The organism is Leeuwenhoekiella sp. LLG6367-2.1 (assembly GCF_045055775.1).
GTDB classification, from domain to species: domain Bacteria; phylum Bacteroidota; class Bacteroidia; order Flavobacteriales; family Flavobacteriaceae; genus Leeuwenhoekiella; species Leeuwenhoekiella aequorea.
In genome coordinates this window covers 1,838,680-1,861,979 of sequence record NZ_CP159331.1, presented here as the reverse complement: position 1 = coordinate 1,861,979, position 23,300 = coordinate 1,838,680, and the positions used below count along the sequence as shown (strand labels likewise).

The following is a 23,300-nucleotide window of genomic DNA, read 5'->3' as shown; positions in this document are numbered from 1 at the left end:
TGAATAATATTTTCTTTCAATTAAAATTCTGCATTTTGTGGAAAACGCGGATAAGGTATTACATCTCTAATGTTTGTCATACCGGTAGCGAAAAGAACTAAACGTTCAAAACCTAATCCAAACCCACTATGCACACAAGTACCAAATCTGCGTGTATCTAAATACCACCACAGTTCTTCTTCAGATATATCTAATGCAGCCATTTTCTCTTGCAACACATCAAGACGTTCTTCTCGTTGTGAGCCTCCCACTATTTCTCCAATACCCGGGAATAAAATATCCATTGCGCGTACGGTTTTCCCATCTTCATTTAAGCGCATATAAAAGGCTTTAATATTTGCAGGATAATCAAATAAAATCACCGGACATTTAAAATGCTTTTCTACCAGAAAACGCTCGTGTTCACTTTGCAAATCTGCGCCCCACTCTTCAATAGGATATTTAAATTGCTTCTTTTTATTCGGCTTAGAGTTCTTTAAGATATCTATAGCCTCTGTATAACTCACCCTTTTAAAATTGTTATCTGCAACAAATTTTAGCTTCTCTCTCAACGCCATAGGTGCGCGATCAGCTTCAGGCTTGCTCTTGTCCTCTTGTATAAGTCTTCCTTCTAAAAACTCAAGATCATCTTGACAGTTATCAAGAACATACTTGACAACATACTTTATAAAATCTTCAGCCAGATCCATATTCATATCTAGATCATTAAAAGCTACCTCAGGCTCAATCATCCAGAATTCTGCAAGATGTCTACTTGTGTTTGAGTTTTCTGCTCTAAAAGTAGGGCCAAAAGTATATACCTGACCTAAACCTAATGCATAGGTTTCTGCTTCTAATTGACCAGAAACTGTCAAATTTGTTTCTTTTCCGAAGAAATCTTTCTTATAATCTATATTACCTTCTTTATCCTTAGCAGGATTTTTTAAGTCTTGAGCAGTTACCTTAAACATCTCTCCCGCTCCCTCTGCATCACTACCCGTAATAATAGGTGTATTTACATAATAAAAACCCTCTTTCTGAAAGTACTCATGAACCGCAAAACTTAACTTTGAGCGTAAACGCATTACAGCTCCAAATGTATTTGTACGTACGCGTAGATGCGCTTGCTCGCGTAGTTTTTCAAGTGTATGGCGCTTTGGCTGAAGAATAGTCATTTTAACCTCTTCCGGATCAGCATCCCCAAGAATTTTCACCTCTTTCACATCAACTTCTACAGATTGACCACCACCTTGACTTTCAATCAGGTTACCAGATACAGCAACTGCAGCACCTACCGTTATACGTTTTAACAATGCAGGATCTGTATTTTCAAAGTCAACTACACATTGTAAATTATTAATTGTAGAACCATCATTTAAGGCAATAAATCGATTCGCTCTAAAGGATCGTACCCATCCTCTCACGGTAATCTCGTGTCCTTTTGGTTCTTCTTTTAAAATATGTACAATGGTTTTTTTCATAATGATTTTATCTAAGATCACCGGTTGCAGTGATAGTTCAATTTTATACTAAGCAAATATATATTTTACGGCTATTCCCGCAAAGCGGAAACCCATATCTCAACATTAATCTTTGTCTAACTTTTCAAGCTCTTCTTCATCATCAGCCTCATCTAAAATTTGAATAGCCGGTTTTTTAAAATCTTCTTCATTTGCAATGTTACGCTCAAGCGAAAGCAATAACGAAGGCAGTAACAATAGATTAGAAAGCATCGCAAAAATTAGCGTCACAGAAACTAGTCCTCCTAGAGCAACTGTACCTCCAAAACTACTTATCATAAAAACTGAAAAGCCGAAAAATAATACTATTGAAGTATAAAACATACTTACTCCAGCTTCTCTAACTGAGGCGTAAACCGAACGTTTAATTTTCCAACCACTACTGCGTAATTCTTGTCTGTATTTTGCCAAGAAATGTATTGTGTCATCTACTGAAATACCAAAAGCAATACTAAAAACTAGTATAGTTGATGGTTTTATAGGAACTCCCAAAAACCCCATTAAACCGGCTGTTATCAACAACGGTAATAGATTAGGAATTAACGACACTAATATCATCTTGACCGATCGAAACATAAAAGCCATAAAGATCGCTATAAGTAAAATAGCCAATGATAAGCTTATAATTAAGTTGTTTATGAGATAGGTGGTGCCTTTTTGAAAAACTAGCGCCTTACCAGTAAGTGTTACATCAAATTTATCTTCAGGAAATAAAATATTTATTTTATTGTAGAGATTGTCTTCTACTATTTCCATTCGGTCTGTACCTATATCCTGCATAAAGGTAGTCATACGTGCATATTGACCTGTAGAATCTATATAACTATCCAACAAACCTGCCTCGGTAGAAAAGCTCTGTGCATAAGGCAATATAAAATTACGTTCATTTGAAGTTGGCAACTGGTAGTACTGCGGATCTCCATTATAAAACGCTTGCTTCCCATATTTAACCAGATTAACAATTGATAGCGGTTTTGATAGTTCTGGAGTCTCTGAAATTGTAGTTGCAAGCTCATCCATTCTTTTTAAAGTGGGTAGCTTCATTACTCCTTTTGGTCGCTTAGTGTCTATTAAAACCTCGAGCGGCATAATACCATCAAATTCAGACTCAAAAAATTTAATGTCATTATAAAACCCTGTATTCTTAGGCATATCTTCAATAAGACTTCCAGACACTTTAATTTTATAAATACCTATCATACTTACAATAAGTAGTAAAACAGTAGTTATATAAATCGTGATTTTTCGATCACGCACCATCTTTTCAATCCAGTTTACAAAACCTTCTATCCAGGATTTCCCTAAGTGTTTTAAATGACGCTCTTTAGGCGGAGTCATATAACTATATACAATAGGAATAATCAGCAGACTTAATAAGAAAATCGCCAGTATATTTATAGATGCTACAATACCAAATTCTTTAAGTAGAGAACTCTGTGTAAGTATAAAAGTTGCAAATCCCGAAGCAGTAGTAATATTAGTCATCAAGGTGGCATTACCCACTTTTGTTATTACCCGCTGTAATGCCTTAATTTTATTACCGTGATTTTTATATTCTTGCTGATATTTATTAATTAAAAATATACAGTTAGGAATTCCAATTACAATAATTAATGGCGGAATTAACGCAGTGAGAACCGTTATCTCATATCCTAACAATCCTAAAAATCCAAACGCCCACATTACTCCGATTACCACAGTAATCATAGAAATGAATGTCGCTCTATAAGACCTAAAAAAGAAAAAGAATATTAAAGAGGTAACAACAAGCGCCCCACCTACAAACCAACCAATTTCTCCTATTATCGTTTTACTATTTAAAGTACGTATATAAGGCATCCCACTGGTATGAACCCTTATCCCGGTTTCTTCTTCAAATTCTTCAATTAGAGGTATGAGATCATCAACAATAAAGTCTTTTCGAGCTGCGGTGTTTACTATATCCTTTCTTAAGTAAACGGCAGATCGTACTGTACCAGTTCTCTTGTTATATATTAGACCTTCATAAAAAGGAAGATCATCAAATAGCTTCTTTTTAAGAGAGAGCGCTTCAGAATTAGAGCTTACTTCACCTTCAATAAAAGGCTTTAAATCAAAACGTTTAGGATCATCTTCTCTCTTTAAAAGCTTTAAATCTTTTAACGAAACAGATAACGCTACCGCATCAAATTCATTTATTTTATCTGATAAAGCATTCCATTTATTTAAAATTTGAGGTGTAAATAGTGAAGAATCTTTTATCCCAAAAACAACTAAGTTCCCTTCTTCGCCAAATTGCTCTAGAAACGTGTTGTATTCTAAATTTACCTCGTGATCATCCGGCAGGAGATTAGCTTCGGTATAAGTAAAACGCATATATTTCCATTGCGTTCCTAAGAAAACCGTAAAGCCGGCAATAATAAACAGTATAAAGAGTCTGTTACGTAGAATGAGGCGCGCGACACCATTCCAAAAACCGTAACCCAATAGCTTGGTCATCGTCCTAATTTAAGAGCCGCAAAGGTACTTATTTGATACTGAAAACCCTTTAGTAAAACCCCTTTTTACAATTGTAGGTTAAAGGTGAACTTAAATGCTATATTATCTGAGAAGTTAGGAAGGCTATATGCTCCATATCGATAAGTTAAACTTGTTCCAAAACCAAATAAGATCTTATTAATTTCAAAACCGGTTTCTGTAAACCCTTTGTTTAATTTCCCAAATGTCACATCCTGATGCCTATCTATATTACTTATATCCCCAATGGCATAACGCGTGATAAAAACCATTTCTGGTTGAAATTTAGGTCCAAAATTAAATGGACGCAAATGGTGCTTTACTTGTAAGGTAGCCAACCTGTCTGAAAAGAATTCGCCAAAATACATAGTTTCAAAACTATTTACACCAGCTACAGAAAAGCGCTGCATTACAGTTTCCTTAGTAGGCGCATTAGGATACGCGTGAAATAAATGCGTTAAAGGCACTTCGCCAAATGCCATTTTACCCTCAATCAAAAATTCTGTAGTAGATTTATTTAAACGTTCAACCTGATAGAAAAATTTAGCACCAATACGTGTAAAATCAAAATCTCCGTTTAGCAAACCAGACATACCTTTAGATATTTGCGCAGTGATTTTAGGATACCCATCATAGATCTCTACCGTACCTTTTTCTGAACGCATAAATTTACTTGATGGACTCCAACGAACACCAAAAGTTGCTTCTGTAATGTCATATTCTGAATAGGTGTTATCTCCCAGAGCAAAAGTGTAGTCTTGAGTTTGCAGAACATTTGTTTTAGCAACTTGCAATTCTGAAAGTATTTTTGGTGTGATTTGATACTCCTGATTTAAACGGAACGTTTTATAGTCAAAAAATTGAGTGATATTAACAAGTCTGGGCTCAAACAACGAGTATACCCTACGGTCTGTTAAATAATTAAAACTTCCGGTTTCTTGCAGGTCATCGCTATAACTCAAACTTAGCCAGGCGCCGTGTGATTCATTTAACAGCACTCCGCCTCCAAAACCATATTTTAGAACCTTATCTTTAAACCCATACGCCGCGTAGCCCTCAACTCTATAATTCTTAGAAAAAGCAGCATTAGTGACACCACCCAGTCCTAAACGCAACCCCTCGTAATTATTAAATTTTAAGGGGTAAGTAAGATCAAAATCAAAAAAGTCTACTGTATAATAGCCTATACCAAAATTGTTGATCATCGCAAGCCGTCTCTCAATATTTTCTGTTTTAACAACATTATCTAAATAATCAAAACTATTTAAATCGCGCTGAGATAATGCTTGTGTACGATATCTATTCCAGAAGGATTCTGGTTTATCTTCGGCATCCTCCATCACTTCGATAGCCAGATTTGAATGCTCTAAATCCTCCACTTCGGAAAGATTATAGTTGGCATTATAAGAAGTTGATAGCATATACCTTCCCTGAATAGCTTCCTTTACAGGATTGTTTTCTATGGTACCTATTGAAACTTTTCCTCTAAAAAGTGACAACCTCTTAGAACTCTCGCCTTTTTCAATGTATAATTTACTTAATTTTGGCAGGTAGATATCTTTACTCTCAATATACTGATACTCCTGCTCAATACGGGCTACGAGCTCATCTTTTAGAGCGATATGCATTTTCTGTAACGCAAGAGATGCTTTGTCTAAATACAGTATTCCAACTAATCCAGGTATGGTTTCAGGTCGTTGTGGTTTAAATGAAACTGCATAGCCAGGTCTTCCTAAGATAATGGTATCAGATACAAATTGATACTCATAATTTTTGAGTCCGCGCTTTGAAAGCGGACCCGCATAACGATAATTAAATATTAAAAAATCCTCATCATAAAATGACCTGGACTGAAGCGTGATACCTAAAACCTCATAGCGCGGTTCTTCAAAACCGGCCATATTAAAACCTAAAACTTCTTCCTTAAAACCATCTGCAGCGTCATAATTATTTATAGCTACTTTCTCTGTAAAAAAAGAATGAGAATTTGTTTGACGTTCTAATGAATCTGTAATTATCGTTTTTTCATAAGTCGTATAACTATAATGCTCAAGTGCTTTTTGAGGATTGTTTATAACGCTATTATTTATGGCAGCCTGCATTAAGGAGTCGACATCTACTTTAATTTGCTGTGCACAAAGACTCTTGAGTGTCAAAAAAAATACTAGTAGGCAGAACGTAAGCGATTTAACCATTATAATACGTGACTTAGAATTTAAAAATAATATAAAAAAAGCGACCTTATGGTCGCTCTTAGCATGAGTTTAACTGGCTAAATGTATTCTTAACTTAGCTAGCAAAACAGTATCAAATTAAACTGTAAGGATTTCCTTTTCTTTAACAGCTAATACTTCGTCTATTTTTTTAATATAAGCATCTGTAAAATCCTGTACATCTACTTCTGCATTGCGACATAAATCCTCAGCAAGACCCTCTTTTTCTAACTTCTTGATCTCATTATTCGCATTCTTACGGTCATTACGCACACCCACTTTTGCATCTTCTGCTTCAGCTTTAGCTTGTTTTACAAGATCTTTACGACGCTCTTCTGTAAGTGGCGGAACATTTATAATTACGCTCTCACCATTATTCATAGGATTAAATCCTAGGTTAGCATTCATAATCGCTTTCTCAATCTCATGGATCATTGCTTTCTCCCACGGTTGAATAGAAATTGTTCTACCATCTGGTGTATTCACATTCGCCACTTGAGAGAGTGGTGTTTGACTACCGTAATAATCGACCATAACACTTCCTAACATTGCAGGACTTGCTTTACCGGCACGTATGTTTGCAAATTGTTTTTTAAGATGCGTAATAGCACTTTGCATTGCCTCTTCAGTACCGTCTAAAATAAATTGTATGTCTTCGTTCATAGCTTTATTAATTCTCCGATTTTCTAGAATCGATCAAAAATACTAAATTATAAATTTACAGTTGTACCTATAGCTTCACCATTAACAACCTTTAAGAGATTGCCTTGCTTGTTCATATCAAACACAATAATTGGCAATTCGTTCTCCTGACTTAATGTGAAAGCGGTGGTATCCATTACTTTCAGTCCTTTTTGAAGTACATCTTCAAAACTTATAAAATCAAACTTCACAGCTTTATCATCTTTTTCAGGGTCGCTGGTATAGATACCGTCTACACGAGTACCTTTTAAAATTACATCTGCATGAATTTCTATAGCTCTTAAAACAGCTGCTGAATCTGTAGTGAAATATGGATTACCTGTACCTCCACCAAATATAACTACACGCCCTTTTTCTAAATGACGAATAGCCCTTCTGCGAATGAACGGCTCTGCTACTTCGTTGATTTGAATTGCACTTTGCAGACGTGTTTGAATGCCCGCTTCTTCCAGTGCACTTTGTAACGCAAGACCGTTTATAACAGTTGCGAGCATTCCCATATGATCTCCCTGAACGCGATCCATACCTCGGCTTGCTCCAGCAAGACCTCTAAAAATGTTACCGCCACCTATTACAATAGCTACTTCTACACCTTTATCGAGAACTTTTTTAATCTCTTCTGCATATTCTGCTAATCTATCGGGATCAATACCATACTGGCGGTTTCCCATTAATGCCTCACCAGATAATTTAAGAAGAATACGTTTGTACTGCATGATTTTAAAAAATTTTGGGCAAATATACGGTTAATGACTATGTGAAAAAAAATGAATTTAATTTCATCAAAAAAGGCTGCCAATTGGCAGCCTTTTTAAAACTTATGATATTTTAAAAGATTAAGCTAAGCTTACACGTTTAAAACCTACAACTTCAGCATCACCTTTACTAGCTACATATTTAGCTACGTTAATGCTTTCGTCCATAATAAATACTTGATCAAGTAAAGCTTTCTCATTATCCATAGTCGTGTTATCGGCTACGTAACGGTCAATTTTACCTGGCAAAATACGATCCCAGATTTGTTCTGGTTTTCCTTCTGCTTTTAATTCTTCTTTGATATCTGCTTCTGCCTTAGCCATAACCTCTGGAGTTAACTGAGACATTGAGATATATTGAGGAACGTTTTTAAGTGTTTTACCTAAACGACCTAACTCTTCATTTTCTTTTTCAATAGCAGCAATACGCGCTTCAGTTTCTGATGCCACGAAATCTGCATCAAAATCTTTGTAAGATAATGTAGTTGCTCCCATAGAAGCTACTTGCATAGAAACACTTTTAGCAACTTCTTCTGCGCTGTCTGTAGCTTTAGAAAGACCAGTTAATGCACCAATCTTATTTCCGTGTACATAAGCACCTACAAATGGAGCTTCTAGCACTTCAAAACCACCTATTTCTAATTTCTCACCAATAACACCTGTCTGCTCGATTAATTTTTCAGCAACAGTCATACCTTGAAAATCAGCAGCTAAAAATTCTTCTTTGCTGTTATAATTTAAGGCAACGTCACCTAATTCATTAGCCATCTCTACATACGTATCGTTTTTAGCAACGAAATCTGTCTCACAGTTTAATGAGAAAACAACACCTCTGTTATTTGCGTCATTAATCTTTGCTACAACAACTCCTTCACTAGAGTCACGATCTGCACGTTTTTCTGCAATTTTTTGTCCTTTTTTACGAAGAACAGAAATCGCTTTGTCAAAATCACCTTCTGCCTCAACTAATGCATTTTTACAATCCATCATACCGGCACCGGTAGCTTTTCTAAGTTTATTTACGTCTGCGGCTGTTATTTTTGCCATTTTATTTAGAATTTATGAGTTAAAACAAAAAGTCGTTTAGCTTAGTGCAAAATTGCAATATACTAAACGACTTCAGCTATTATCAAATTGTTAAATACTATTCTTCTTCGTCGCTAGCTGCAGCTTTAGCTTTTGCCTTTGCTGGCTTAGCTCCTTCTGCTTTTTTAGCTTTTGGCTTGTCTTCTTTATCTTTCTCTTTTCCTGCTTTACGCTCAGAAAGACCTTCAACAATTGCATCAGCAACGTTAGCTATGATTTTCTCGATAGATTTAGAAGCATCATCATTAGATGGGATAGCGAAATCAACCTGACGTGGGTCAGAGTTAGTATCAACCATCGCAAAGATTGGAATGTTTAATTTTTGAGCTTCTTTAATCGCAATGTGTTCACGCTTAATGTCAACTACAAATAAAGCACCTGGTAAACGCGTCATATCTTCGATAGAACCTAAGTTCTTCTCTAATTTGTCACGCATACGGTTCATTTGTAATTGCTCTTTTTTAGACAAGCTATCAAAACGACCGTCTTGTTTCATACGATCTACAGTTTGCATTTTCTTAACCGCCTTACGTATAGTTACGAAGTTAGTTAACATACCACCTGGCCATCTTTCTGTAATGAAAGGCATTTTAGCGCGACCTGCGTGATCAGCAACAATTTCTTTTGCTTGTTTTTTGGTAGCTACAAAAAGTATTTTTCTACCTGAAGCTGCGATTTTAGCTAAAGCTTCTGAAGCTTCGCTAAGTTTAGCAGCAGTTTTGTATAGATTAATGATGTGAATACCATTACGCTCCATATAGATATATGGTGCCATGTTAGGATCCCATCTTCTGGTAAGGTGACCAAAATGTACACCTGCATCCAGTAAATCCTTTACATTTTCTGTTTTTGCCATTTTTAAATTTAGTTTACGTTCCCGTTTTAGTAGCAATAAGTAAGTGGTTCCTGCCTATGGCACGTCGCCTCACCTATTTAGATGCTAAACCAATTTTTCCGCTTTCGCGAAAACAAGGACTATTTAATTAAAAATTAATTTCTTTTTGATTTCAATTGAAAGATATTCAAAAGCGAATACCCATATTGAAATACAATAGTTGTTAACGTTTTGAGAATTGGAATTTCTTACGCGCTTTCTTCTGACCGAATTTCTTACGCTCTACCATTCTTGGATCTCTTGTTAACAAACCTTCAGGCTTAAGGATAAGTCTGTTCTCTGCATCTAATTCGCACATAGCTCTAGAAAGAGCAAGACGTACAGCTTCAGCTTGACCAGTAATACCACCTCCGTAAACATTTACTTTAACGTCAAAGTTATTTTCATTTTCAGTCATTACTAATGGCTGATTAACTTTGTACTGTAAAGTACCTGTAGTGAAGTAGGTCTTTAAATCACGCTTATTGATGGTGATGTTACCAGAACCCGGAGCTAAATAAACACGAGCAACAGCCGTTTTTCTACGACCAATTTTGTGAATTACTTCCATTTACTTAAGTTCGTTAATGTTGATTACTTTAGGCTTCTGTGCTTCCTGCCCGTGATCTGCACCGGCATAAACCTTTAAATTGCGATAAATCGCGCTACCTAATTTGTTTTTAGGCAACATACCTTTTACTGCATTTTCGACAAGACGCGCAGGGTCTTTACCGTACAATTCTTTTGCAGTTAGGCTTCTTTGACCACCAGGATAACCCGTATGACGGATGTAAGATTTAGTATCCCACTTCTTTCCTGTTAAGTTGATTTGAGAGGCATTGATAACAATTACATTGTCTCCGCAATCAACGTGTGGTGTGTAGTTAGGCTTGTACTTTCCGCGCAAAAATTTTGCAACGATAGTAGACATGCGACCCAACGTTTGTCCTTCAGCATCAATAACAACCCACTCTTTGTTAACGGTGTTCTTGTTGGCAGATACTGTTTTGTAACTTAATGTGTCCACACTGTTTTATTTAATTATTAAACATTCCATTTCCTGCTATCTCGTTCACACGGGAAAACAGGGGTGCAAATGTACAATTATAATTGAATATGACAAACCAAGTATTACTATAATTTATTTCCGCTTTAATAGCTGTTTATCAATACACTACTTCAACTCAAACTAAAATATTCAGTGGTCATCGTTAGTCCTGGAGAATTTACAGCAAAGTAATCGGAAAATCTTAAAGGCCTCGCGCATAAAAATTTAACAATTATTAGATGCCTCTAGCCCATAATTACCATTATTAAATTCTTCTGAAGAATAATACATCATATTATAATTGAGAAATTGGCTATTTAAGTCATAACAACCTGCTCTAAACTTAATATTGACAATAATTAGAATTTCACACTTCGTTAAAAACGTGTTAAGCAGCATTATTCTTGAGATCCACTCTGTTAAAAAAATATTTTAAAATCGTTAATATTCAATATTTATTGAATTAAATCTAAAAAATGAAACCTTTAATGCGCTGCAAATACATTTAATAGAATAATGAGTTTAACTTAAAATTTTCAAAAAACTTAATAATCATTTAATATAAATTTCACCTCTATAACCAAAACATAAAATAAATGGTGAAAAGACTATTATTTAGTTTGCTATTAAGTCTGATAGCGTTGAGCTCCTATGCTCAAGAAAAAACCGTAACCGGTACCGTCATAGGACCTGATGGTATTCCCTTACCGGGAGTTAATGTAATTATTAAGGGTGCCTCAAACCGAGGAACACAAACCGATTTTGATGGTGTGTATTCATTGAGCGCAAAACCCGAAGAAACATTAGTTTTTTCATTTGTAGGTTTTATTAACCAAGAAAAGAAAGTGGGCACTCTATCTAAAGTAGATATTGTTCTTGCTGAAAGTACAGAATCTCTTGATGAGGTAATTGTAGTCGCCTACGGTACAACAACACGCGGTGAAGTTACAGGTTCTGTAAGTACTGTTGCTGGGGATGCAATTGAAAACAGACCCTTAACAAACGTAATTTCTGCTTTAGAAGGAACTGCTTCTGGCGTTCAAATTGCTACAAGCAGCGGGCAACCGGGCTCTGCACCTAGCATTCGTATTCGTGGATTTGGTTCTGTAAACTCTAGTCAAGAGCCATTATATGTGGTAGACGGGGTAATTTATTCAGGAAGTTTTGCAAGTTTAAACTCTAATGATATTGAAAGCTTTACCGTTTTAAAAGATGCTGCATCAACCGCTATTTATGGTTCTCAGGGAGCTAATGGTGTTGTAGTAATAACTACAAAAAAAGGTAAAAAAGGTAAAGATCAAATAAGTCTTGAAGTTAGTCAAGGTATGGCAACAAGATCTATCCCAGAATATGATCGTGTAAATGCGTCACAGTATTACGAGTTAATGTGGGAGGCCTACAGAAACAGCTTAGCGTTTAGAAATTCTAATCCTTTATCTACTGCAGATGCTAATATTAAAGCTTCTCAGGATATCGCAGGTCTTTTAGGCTATAATCCATTTAATGTAAGCAATGATCAGATCGTTTTGAATGATGGATCTATCAACCCAAATGCCTCATTAAAATATCCAGATGATTTAAGCTGGCAAGATGCTTTAGAACGCACTGGAATTATACAAAACTTAAATTTCTCTTACCAAGGAGGGACTGAGAAAACAGATTATTTTGCATCATTAAGTTATTTAGATCAATCTGCGAATGTTATCAATTCAGATTTTGAGCGTATTACAGGTAGAATTAATTTAAACTCAAAACTTAAAGATTGGTTTAAAACAGGATTTAATATTACCGGTGCAACTTCAACTTCAAATCAGGCTGTTGATGGCACTACAAGTAGTTCTTCTTTTGTTAACCCTTTTAGATTTTCTAGATTTATTGGACCTATTTATCCTGTCTATTTACACGATGCTACAACTGGAGACTACATTTTGGATGATGCTGGAAATCGTATTTATGACACAGGTGATTATACAGAGATTAGACCTGCTGGCGCTTCACCTGGTAGACATGCAATACAAGAAAACCTATTAAATATTGATAAAGATGATCGTTTTGCAATTAACGCTAGAACTTACGCAGAATTTTATTTTCTGAACGATTTCACATTTACATTTAATGCTGGTATAGACAAGAACTTTTATGAAAACGAAAGCTATGACAACAAAATTGTAGGTGATGGTGCTCCAGATGGTCGCGCAAGTAGAACAACGCAAACCACTACAGTTATTACTTATAACCAACTTTTAAACTGGAACAAATCTTTTGGAAACCATAACATTACTGCCTTATTAGGGCACGAAAGTCTTGATTACGATCTTAAGTATTTATATGGCTTTAGACAAAACCAAGTAGTTGATGGTAATACAGAATTAATCAATTTTGCTACAACAGTTGATTTAGAATCTTTCAGTAGAGAATATGGTAAAGAAGGTTATTTCTCTAGATTAAACTACAACTACGACAACCGTTATTTTGTAGCAGGTTCTTACAGAAGAGATGGTTCATCTCGATTTGCTGATGATGCAAGATGGGGTAACTTCTACTCCTATAGCGGAGCTTGGAGATTGGATCAAGAGAATTTCTTAAAAGGTCAAGATTGGATTAATTTCTTGAAGCTTAGAGCTTCTTACGGTCAAGTAGGTAATGATTCTAACTTAAGCCACGCGTCTTTAAGTTTTTATGCTAGCCAGTCTCTTTTAGGACTAGGTAATAATAACGCCGGAGAGCCAGGTATTTTAATTAGTGCTCCAGGAAACGAATTTCTTGAATGGGAGACTCAAAAACAAACCGACTTAGGTTTAGATTTTGGCTTTATTGACAACCGCATTAGTGGATCTTTTGCATATTATAAAAAAGTTACAGACGGACTTATTTTTGATGTACCACTATCTGTATCTTCAGGATTAGACAGCTACCCTGCTAACATAGGTAATATGTTCAACAGAGGTTTAGAATTAGATTTAAATCTTGCTCTTGTTCGTAATGAAAATTTCAATTGGAATTTAAACATTAATGCTTCTACAATTCACAATGAATTCACCGAACTTCCACAGGAAGAAATCATAAACGGAACTAAAAAGTACGTAGTAGGTGGTTCTATTTTTGATTACTGGTTACGTGAATATTACGGAGTAGACCCTGCTGATGGTTCTGCACTATATGTTTTTGATCCAGAATTAGGAACAGCTACAGATGCAGACGTAAGAACTGTAAATGGCGATCTTGTTACTACAAATCAAAACAAAGCACTTTATAACTCTACTGCAACGGCTCTTCCAGATTTATTCGGAAGCTTCACGAGCACTTGGAATTATAAAGGTATTGAATTAAGAGCATTATTTACTTACAGTATAGGTGGAGACACTTATGATACTAACCTTGCAGGTCTTCTTCACTCTGGAAGCTACGGTTCTGCACTTAGCACACGTATACTTGACAGATGGCAACAACCGGGTGATATCACAGATATTCCTAGATTAGATACAGATCAACGTACTGCTTTTGAAGCAGCTTCAGATAGATACTTAGTAAGCTCTACATTCCTAGGTCTACGTCAAGTTTCACTTTCTTATCAATTACCTTCAGAACTTATAGATCGTATTGGTTTAACTAATGCTAAAATTTATTTGAACGGAGAAAACCTTCATTTCTGGACTTCTGTTGATGGTCTTGACGTAGGTCAAAACTTCAACGGAACTACTCAAAACCGTTTTGCTCCTTCAAGAACTATAAGTTTAGGATTTAACTTATCTCTATAATTTACTACTATGAAAAACTTATATAAATATTCACTTGCGCTACTAGCTTTGCTATCTATTAGTAGCTGTAGCGAAGATTTCCTAGACAGATTTCCTACAGAGGATGTACCCTCTGAAACTGCTACTACGACCACAGACAACTTATTTTTAGTTGTAAATGGTATTCACAGATCACTGTACCTTCGTTATAATTCACAAGGTGAAGGCGGTATAGGTTCTATGATGATTCAGGCAGATGTTTTAGGCGAAGATGCAGTAATGACTTCTGCTGGTAATGGCTGGTTTAATAACACGTACAAATGGGTAGATCATACAAATGCTTCTGATGCAGACGATTTGTTTCCGTACAGAGTATTATACCGAATTATCAGAAATGCAAACGTAATCATTAATGGCGCTGAAGATGCTACAGGTCCTACGATAGATAGAGATGCAGCCTTAGGTCAAGCGTTAGTTTACAGAGCCTATTGTCATTTTCAACTCGTGCAGCTTTATGGTAAACGTTATCAATCAGGTTCGGTTAATAGTCAGCCAGGAGTACCAATACGTTTATTTGCAAGTAATGAGCCTTTAGCAAGAGCAACCGTAGAGGAAGTTTATACTCAAGTAAATTCAGATTTAGATCAAGCAACACTTCTTTTAGATGGTTATGAAAGACCTAATAAATCTCACTTTGATAAAAGTGTAGCTATAGGTCTAAAAGCTAGAGTTGCCTTAGTTCAGCAAAACTATCCTTTAGCTGCATCATTAGCTAATCAAGCTAGACAAGGATATTCCTTAATGTCAAATGATGAATATTTCAATTCATTTAATACATACACAAATAGAGAGTGGATGTGGGGTAGCTTTGTTCAGGAAGATCAGACTATATTCTTTGCAAACTTTGGAGCTTATGTATCGCGTAACTTTAGTTCTACAAATATTAGAACAAACCCTAAAGCGATAAACTCTAAACTTTATAATCAAATTGCGAGTACAGATATACGAGCTCAACTTTTTGATCCAACGGGTGCGCATAATAATTTGCCGGCAGGTGTTACACTTGCGTCAAATTTTGTTCGTAAACCCTATACAAGCCAGAAATTTATAGCGGCAGGTACTGGAGATAGCAGAATGGATGTACCGTATATGAGAGCTGCAGAAATGTACTTAATCGAAGCAGAAGCATTATCATATACTAATGAGACTGCTGCTAAGCAAGTATTACTAACACTAGCTCAAAATCGCGATCCTAATTATACATTATCCACAAATACAGGAGCAGCTCTTAAAAATGAAATATACATTCAGCGTCGTATAGAACTTTGGGGTGAAGGTTTTAGATTTTATGACTTAAAGCGTTTAAACCAACCTTTAGATCGTACAGGTGCAAATCACGACCCTGCGTTAGTAGGTCAGTTATTTGAAGTGCCTGCAGGAGATAACAGATGGCAATGGCAAATACCACAAGATGAGATAAACTCAAACCCACTGGTAGAACAAAACCCTTCATAATTACAAACCCCCGTTAAATGAGTTTAACGGGGGTTTTTTAATTGTAAATTCTTACTTAAGCAAATAGCTTTCAAACCTTTTAATTTATAATGATTTTATCATGAACGTAGATAATTACGCAGATGGTCTTGTTATATAATACACTATATATAAAATATGTGGGTGAACATTATCCTATTCAAATCCTTTAAAGAAAAAATCTTAAATAGCAATTTGTTAATTTTTCTCGATTCTTCAAATATTAGTGCTTAACCTAACATCAAATTGAATAAAAATTAAAATATTTGTTCGATTATCTGACAATTTATCATTTTTTAGATTCAATTATTCCTAGATGCGCTGTTTAATACCCCTCATTTGTTTATTCGTATTAATTACTACTACTAAAGGTATAGCTCAAAATTCAAATAAAGAGATTCCCAAGCGTACTTACACAACTAAGAGAATTGAAAATGCTAATCCTCCTGAAATTGATGGATATATAAATGAGCCTATTTGGGATCTAGTTCCTTATACAACTAGTTACACCCAACTTCAGCCAGATATAGGGGCTCCTCCTACCGAACAAACCAAAATGAAAATCATTTACGATGCTAGTTATATTTATGTGGCATTTGTATGTCTTGATCAGGATCCTGATGGTATTGAAAAGCGACTTTCCCGGCGAGATGGCTTTGCTGGTGATTGGGTAGAAATAAGTTTTGACAGTTACAATGATGACCGCACTGCATTTTCCTTTACGCTTACCGCTGCAGGTGTAAAAGCTGATGAGTTTATATCTAACAACACCCGCTTTGATGAAACCTGGAATCCAATATGGTATACTAAAACAAGAATTGATGACTTTGGCTGGACAGCAGAAATCAAAATACCATTAAGTCAATTACGATTTAATAATGATAAGGATCAAGTATGGGGCTTGCAATCAAAACGCTTTTACTTTAGAAACAGAGAGCGTTCTCTATGGCAAGAAATTGTACCGAATGCACCGGGGTATGTAAGTGAGTTTGGTGAATTAAGAGGACTTAAAGATCTCACCCCACAAAAACAATTAGAAATACAACCCTATGTAGTTACCCAACTAGACACTTATGAATCTCAGGCTGGTAATCCTTACCGAGACGGAAGCGACGCTCGGTTGAATGCAGGTCTTGATGCAAAAATAGGAATCACTAATGATCTTACTCTAGATCTCACATTAAATCCCGACTTTGGGCAGGTAGAAGCAGATCCAGCAGCTATTGCTTTAGACGGGTTTCAAATATTTTTTAAAGAACAGCGTCCGTTTTTTGTGGCAAACAGTAATATTTTTGATTACGATCTGGATGATCAAACTTCTGATAATCTTTTTTATTCCAGACGTATTGGCCGCAGCCCGCAGCGTTCTGTTAGAGATCCCGAAGTTGTTTATACAGATTCACCACAAAATTCAACCATTTTAGGAGCAGCAAAATTTAGCGGAAAGACTAAAAATGGCTGGACATTAGGGCTTTTAGAAAGTCTTACCGATAAGGAGTTTGCAAATACCCTTAGAACAGATAATACAGAGCAGGAAGTGCTGGTAGAACCTCTCACTAATTACATCATAGGTAGAGCTCAAAAAGATTTTAATGATCGCAATTCGTATATAGGAGTTATTGCAACAGCTACTAATCGAAAACTAGAACCTCAACTGGAATTTCTTCATCGTGATGCTTTTTCTGGAGGTATAGATTTTAAACATAATTGGAATGCGCGTAAGTATTATATTGAAGGAAATACAATCATTAGTAATGTACAAGGAAGCGAAGAAGCTATAACCCGCACTCAACGATCCCTTACACATCTTTTTGAACGCGCAGATGCAACCCACTTATCAATCGATACAACAAGAACCTCTCTTACCGGTACTGGCGGAAATCTGGAAATAGGTAAAGCTTCCGGCGGAAACTTTACAGGAAGTTTAGGAACATCTTGGAAATCACCAGAACTTGAACTAAATGATGTAGGTTTTCTTAGACAGGCAGATTTAATTACGCAATATGCTAATCTTCAATACACACTCTTGAATCCTACACAAACTTTCAGAAATATTAACGTGGAGCTTGAGCAACAGAGTGCTTTTGATTTTGAAGGCAATTATAATCGCATACAGTATAATCTAGAATCTTTTCTTCGGTTTAATAATACGTGGGAAGCTAGTTTCGGTATAAATCACAAACCAAGAATAATAAGTAATACCGAATTAAGAGGTGGACCACGTCTGCGTTTTAATCAAGAAAATGTTCATTTCCTATTCATTAACTCAGATACCAGAAAGAAAATCACCTATGGGGCAGGCTACGTACTTTCACAAGCAACCCAGAATAATTTTTCATATTTCAGACTGGAGGCAGGTCTAGAATATCAGCCTCTTGACGCATTGAGTCTTTCCTTTTTTCCAGAGTACGAACTAAGTCCTAACAAAACCCAGTATGTTAGCACCTCAAACTACAATGGCACAAAGAGATACATTTTAGGTAATATAGATCAAAAAACCCTGAGTGCCACACTACGCCTCAACTATAGCGTTAATCCCAATTTAAGCGTACAATACTACGCACAACCATTTGTTTCAAAAGGAGAATACACAAATTTTAATCGCATTAATAATTCGACAGCAAAAGATTTAAATAATCGCATAACTTTATTTGCTCCTAATCAAATTTCTAAAACTGAAACTAGTTATGAAATTGATGAGAATGTTGATGGTACAACAGACTATAGATTTGGTGATCCCGATTTTTCTGTTGTACAATTAAGAACAAATCTCGTTGTACGTTGGGAATATGTTCCCGGTTCAGAATTGTTTTTTGTCTGGTCACAAGGCGCAAATGGTAATAACGATCCAGACAATACGCTTTTCAATGCGCTAGATAATCAAGTTATTCAGAAACAATTGAATAATACATTTCTTATTAAGGCAACCTACAGATTTCTTTTATAAAAAGATTTTATAAGTATTCACTGAAAGATTTATCACCAGAACAAAAGCCAGTTGCTGTTTCTACTGAATATTATTCAATTTAAATCTTCTATAAATATTTGAATGCTAGATAAAATACTTGATTATACTGGTATAAAACTTCTCATTAGGCTATTTTAGCACCACCAAATCATTAGAAATGAAGAATTATTTAATAATATTATTCCTCACATTCTCCCATTCTTTAATCGCTCAAGTAGGTATCGGTACTGTAAATCCTGAAGCTAGTTTAGATATTGTCTCTGCCACAAATGGAATACTTGTACCGCGCGTTGCACTGTTAAGCCTATCAGATATCACTACTGTAGTAAATCCTACAGGAACGCCACTTGCTGAGAGCACACTTGTATATAATGATGCTACTGGCGGTTTAACACCTGCTGGCTTTTATTTTTGGCAAAACAATCAATGGAATCACATATCATCAAACAGTCAAAAAAAGGTTCACTTTGGGAAAATTCTTGTAGATGCTTCTGGAGATGTAATTGTGACCGGTGTAGGGTTTTCTCCTAAGTCTGTAGAATTTGTAGCAATCAACAGAATCGAAGGCTATAATAACACTTATAGAGCAGACGGCAACAATACAAATGATATACGAATGGCGGGTGGTACGACAATAGGTTATGCTCAGAATACCGGCAGCAGCATCGACCAGCAAGTAATTTCAAACGGCTTTAATGGTTCAAGTATAAATAATATAGGTACTTACTCCTCCTCATCACACTGTATTGCTGCCTTTTTTGTGAATAATAACGGAGAACCTATACATGATAATGGATCTCCTACCGGAGGGACAGACATCGAGAATGGACTAATCAGCGCTTCTTTACAGTCATTTGACAGCGATGGATTTACTTTAAATTTTGACAACTTTCTCGCTGGTGTAGCAGCTAATAATCGCACAAATCAAATTGTAATAATTTACAAAGCTTATAGATAAAATATTAAAATAGGTAGAAATAAAAAGGGCCTCCTGTTTGGAAGCCCTTTTTATTTCTACCTATTTTTATTAATGTGCCTCAAGCCAGTTTTCACCTATTCCCAATTCTACATCGAGCGGGACATCCATTTTAAACGCATTCTCCATTTCAGTCTTAATCATGGTTTTTACGTGTTCCAATTCAGTTTTGTACACATCAAAAACAAGTTCATCATGTACCTGAAGTAGCATTTTAGTTTTCAGCTTTTCAGCTTTTAATTTTTTATGAATATTGATCATAGCGATTTTAATAATATCTGCCGCACTACCTTGTATAGGAGCGTTTACAGCATTTCGCTCTGCTGCACCACGCACAACTGCGTTACTACTATTAATATCTTTTAGATAGCGACGACGCCCTAAAACGGTAGACACATAACCATTATCACGGGCAAAATCTACTTGCTCGCTCATATAGTTACGCAATTTAGGATAGGTTTTATAATAAGTATCGATAAGATCTTTACTCTCTGCCCTACTCAAATCTGTCTGATTACTCAATCCAAATGCTGAAACCCCATAGATAATACCAAAATTTACCGTTTTTGCATTACTACGCTGTTCGCGGGTTACTTCAGCCAAGGGAACATTAAATACTTTTGCAGCTGTAGACGCGTGAATATCTTCACCATCTTGAAAAGCTTGCATCATTGTTTCTTCTTGACTAAGTGCAGCAATAATTCGTAATTCTATCTGCGAATAATCTGCCGCCAGTAAAATATACTCTTCGCTTCGCGGAACAAATGCTTTACGCACCTGCCTGCCCCGCTCCGTACGTATCGGGATGTTTTGTAGGTTGGGATTATTTGAACTCAAGCGACCAGTAGCGGCCACAGTTTGCATATAATCGGTATGTACACGACCTGTATTCTCATCAACCTGAGAAGGAAGTGCGTCTACATAGGTACTTTTTAACTTCGCTAGTCCTCTATAGTCTAAAACATTTTGAATTATCTCATGATCTGGAGCTAAATAAGAAAGCACATCTTCTGCAGTAGAATATTGTCCTGTACGTGTCTTTTTAGGCTTATCTACGAGTTTTAATTTGTCGAAGAGTATTTCTCCAAGTTGTTTTGGCGAACCTATATTAAACTCTTCACCCGCATCTCTGTAGATTTTTTCTTCTAATGAAAGTATATCAGAATTTAAGTCTGTAGCTAAACCTGCCAGAAACTCTTTATCAAGATTTATACCTTCGAGTTCCATATCTGCAAGCACCTGCACTAATGGAATTTCAATTTCATCAAAAAGCTTTTGCGTATTTGCCTCACCCATTTCTTTTTCAAAATGTTCTTTAAGCTGAAGCGTTATATCTGCATCTTCAACAGCATATTCTGTTTGTTGCTCCACAGGAACATCTGCCATCGACTTTTGATTCTTGCCTTTTTTACCTATTAATTCCTCGATTGAAACTGGAGTGTAATTAAGATAGGTTTCCGCTAGAACGTCCATATTGTGACGCATATCGGGATTGATTAGATAATGTGCAATCATCGTATCAAAAAGTTTACCTCTTACCTCAACTCCATACTTCGCTAAAACTTTAATATCATATTTAAGATTCTGTCCTATCTTCTGAATAGTTTCAGATTCAAAAAAAGGCTTTAGTTCTTCTATTAACAGCTGTGCTTGCGCAGCCTCTGGAGGAAATGGAATATAAAAACCTTTTGTTTTTTCCCAGCTAAATGCAATTCCTACTAAATCTGCCTTTAAAGGATCTAGCGAAGTAGTTTCTGTATCAAAGCAGACTGCTTGTTGATTTAAAAGATTTTTTAGAAATAATTTTGTGGCCATTCCCGGCGCCACACTTTGATAAAAATGTGATACATCTTTAATTGTATTTCTGGTATTGCGCTCCTCAATAGTAGCGTCTGCCGCAGCACCTCCAAATAAATTATATTGGCCTGCACCTGCATTTGCAGCTTGCTCAGAAGAATGTACTAGTTTCTTTGCCGTTTCTGTACTACTCACTGCTGCACCTGTATCGCTATCTGCCTCACCGGAGAATATTTTTATAAACTGGTCTTTAAGTCGTCTAAATTCTAACTCATCAAAAATTTCCTGTACCTTATCTGCATCCGGTTGCGAAAGTTCGTAAGATTCAGCGTGAAACAGCACATCACAATCAGTCATAATAGTCGCGAGCTTTCTGGATAGACGGCCTAACTCTGCACTTTCTATAACCTTCTCTTTCATCTTCCCCTTAAGCTTATCAGTATTTGCAAGAAGTCCTTCTAAGCCGCCGTACTCTTTAATAAATTTTTTAGCAGTTTTATCACCTACACCCGGCAATCCCGGAATATTATCAGACGCATCTCCCATCATACCCAGATAATCAATTACTTGTTCTGGGCGCTCTACTTCAAAACGTTTTTGCACTTCGGGAATTCCCCAAATTTCAATTCCATTACCCATTCGGGCAGGCTTGTACATAAATATGTTCTCTGAAACCAGTTGGGCATAATCCTTATCTGGAGTAACCATAAAAACCTGATAGCCTTCTTTTTCTGCTTGCTTGGCCAAAGTCCCAATCAAGTCGTCTGCTTCTACACCTTCTATTTGAACGAAGGGCACATGCATTGCTTTCAAAATTTCTTGAATTATAGGCACTGCTATGCGAATAGCTTCTGGTGTTTCATCTCTATTAGCTTTATAATCCCCATACAATTCAACACGCTCTGAGCTGCCTCCTTTGTCAAAAGCCACCGCAAGATGATCTGGCTTTTCGCGTTTAATCACATCAAACAAAGAATTTACAAAACCCATCACCGCAGAGGTATCCTGCCCTTTTGAGTTTACTCTGGGATTTTTTATAAGAGCATAGTAACCACGAAATATTAGCGCATAAGCATCTAAAAGAAATAAGCGTTTTTGAACAGACATATGGGATTATTTTTTATTCGGAAATTGAAGTATCAAAAATAAGAATTACTACTTTGATATGGTTTTTATAAGTTGGCATTTTTAAAATAGTAAATTTCGCTTTAGACAGCTATAAATTACAAATGTCGTGTATGCGTAAACTTTAAGAGCAATGAATATACCTACCACCTATTTAGAATTTCAGGATTCTTTAGAATTACAGAATCCGCCACAATCTTGGCCCGCTACATTGCAGTCCCTATGGTTTCTTGCTAATGACAATTGGGAGGCCTCACATACGATTGCTCAGGATATTGAAGGGCCAATGGGAAATCTAATTCACGCACATTTACACAGAGTTGAAGGCGATAAATGGAATGCTGCATACTGGTATAAACAAGCTGGAACATCTTTCCCAGAGATTTCCTTAGAAGAGGAGTTGAAACAACTAGTAAATCTTATTATATCGTAAAACAAAAAATCCGTTAGACTAAGTGTCTAACGGATTTTGACTATTCTTTTCGCTTATG

At 36.1% G+C, this 23,300-nt stretch carries 15 protein-coding genes; 5 read left to right on the top strand and 10 right to left on the bottom strand.

Annotation, left to right across the window (positions count from 1 at the left end; genetic code table 11):
• Positions 1–20: 20 nt before the first annotated feature.
• The 9 genes from asnS to rplM form a co-directional block, all read right to left on the bottom strand.
• Positions 21–1,460, bottom strand: coding sequence for an asparagine--tRNA ligase (gene asnS / locus ABVM53_RS08455; RefSeq protein ID WP_371455177.1), 1,440 nt, complete (start codon positions 1,458–1,460; stop codon positions 21–23).
• 105 nt (positions 1,461–1,565) lie between these two features.
• Positions 1,566–3,977 (bottom strand): RND family transporter, encoded by a 2,412-nt coding sequence (locus ABVM53_RS08450; protein WP_405325064.1) that lies wholly within the window; start codon positions 3,975–3,977, stop codon positions 1,566–1,568.
• Between the two features lie 65 nt (positions 3,978–4,042).
• A complete protein-coding gene (locus ABVM53_RS08445) occupies positions 4,043–6,151 on the bottom strand; it encodes a DUF5686 family protein (RefSeq protein ID WP_405325061.1) in 2,109 nt (702 codons plus the stop codon).
• A 156-nt stretch (positions 6,152–6,307) separates the two neighbouring features.
• Positions 6,308–6,871, bottom strand: a complete 564-nt coding sequence (frr, locus tag ABVM53_RS08440) for a ribosome recycling factor (protein WP_128756349.1) — start codon at positions 6,869–6,871, stop codon at positions 6,308–6,310.
• A 47-nt stretch (positions 6,872–6,918) separates the two neighbouring features.
• A complete protein-coding gene (pyrH, locus tag ABVM53_RS08435; protein ID WP_371455179.1) occupies positions 6,919–7,626 on the bottom strand; it encodes a UMP kinase in 708 nt (235 codons plus the stop codon).
• Positions 7,627–7,746: 120 nt separating this feature from the next.
• Positions 7,747–8,712 carry a translation elongation factor Ts gene (gene tsf, locus ABVM53_RS08430; RefSeq protein ID WP_128756343.1) on the bottom strand — a complete coding sequence of 322 codons (966 nt, stop codon included), beginning with the start codon at positions 8,710–8,712 and terminating at the stop codon, positions 7,747–7,749.
• Positions 8,713–8,809: 97 nt separating this feature from the next.
• A complete protein-coding gene (rpsB, locus tag ABVM53_RS08425; protein WP_128756342.1) occupies positions 8,810–9,607 on the bottom strand; it encodes a 30S ribosomal protein S2 in 798 nt (265 codons plus the stop codon).
• Between the two features lie 202 nt (positions 9,608–9,809).
• Positions 9,810–10,196, bottom strand: a complete 387-nt coding sequence (gene rpsI / locus ABVM53_RS08420) for a 30S ribosomal protein S9 (RefSeq protein ID WP_128756341.1) — start codon at positions 10,194–10,196, stop codon at positions 9,810–9,812.
• Positions 10,197–10,652 (bottom strand): 50S ribosomal protein L13, encoded by a 456-nt coding sequence (gene rplM / locus ABVM53_RS08415; protein ID WP_128756340.1) that lies wholly within the window; start codon positions 10,650–10,652, stop codon positions 10,197–10,199.
• Between the two features lie 617 nt (positions 10,653–11,269).
• Here rplM and ABVM53_RS08410 point away from each other — a divergent pair.
• The 4 genes from ABVM53_RS08410 to ABVM53_RS08395 all read left to right on the top strand — a co-directional run bounded on the left by ABVM53_RS08410 (position 11,270) and on the right by ABVM53_RS08395 (position 19,869).
• Positions 11,270–14,431 carry a SusC/RagA family TonB-linked outer membrane protein gene (locus ABVM53_RS08410; protein ID WP_405325053.1) on the top strand — a complete coding sequence of 1,054 codons (3,162 nt, stop codon included), beginning with the start codon at positions 11,270–11,272 and terminating at the stop codon, positions 14,429–14,431.
• Between the two features lie 9 nt (positions 14,432–14,440).
• Positions 14,441–15,925 (top strand): RagB/SusD family nutrient uptake outer membrane protein, encoded by a 1,485-nt coding sequence (locus ABVM53_RS08405; RefSeq protein WP_405325050.1) that lies wholly within the window; start codon positions 14,441–14,443, stop codon positions 15,923–15,925.
• 334 nt (positions 15,926–16,259) lie between these two features.
• Positions 16,260–18,890, top strand: coding sequence for a DUF5916 domain-containing protein (locus ABVM53_RS08400; RefSeq protein ID WP_405325047.1), 2,631 nt, complete (start codon positions 16,260–16,262; stop codon positions 18,888–18,890).
• Between the two features lie 178 nt (positions 18,891–19,068).
• On the top strand, positions 19,069–19,869 hold the full coding sequence (locus tag ABVM53_RS08395) for a hypothetical protein (RefSeq protein WP_405325044.1): 801 nt from the start codon (positions 19,069–19,071) through the stop codon (positions 19,867–19,869).
• Positions 19,870–19,938: 69 nt separating this feature from the next.
• Here the strand turns inward: ABVM53_RS08395 and polA are convergent, their stop codons facing one another.
• On the bottom strand, positions 19,939–22,791 hold the full coding sequence (gene polA, locus ABVM53_RS08390; protein WP_405325041.1) for a DNA polymerase I: 2,853 nt from the start codon (positions 22,789–22,791) through the stop codon (positions 19,939–19,941).
• A 151-nt stretch (positions 22,792–22,942) separates the two neighbouring features.
• Here polA and ABVM53_RS08385 point away from each other — a divergent pair, with 151 nt between their 5' ends.
• Positions 22,943–23,242 (top strand): hypothetical protein, encoded by a 300-nt coding sequence (locus ABVM53_RS08385; RefSeq protein WP_405325039.1) that lies wholly within the window; start codon positions 22,943–22,945, stop codon positions 23,240–23,242.
• The last annotated feature ends 58 nt before the right edge of the window (positions 23,243–23,300 follow it).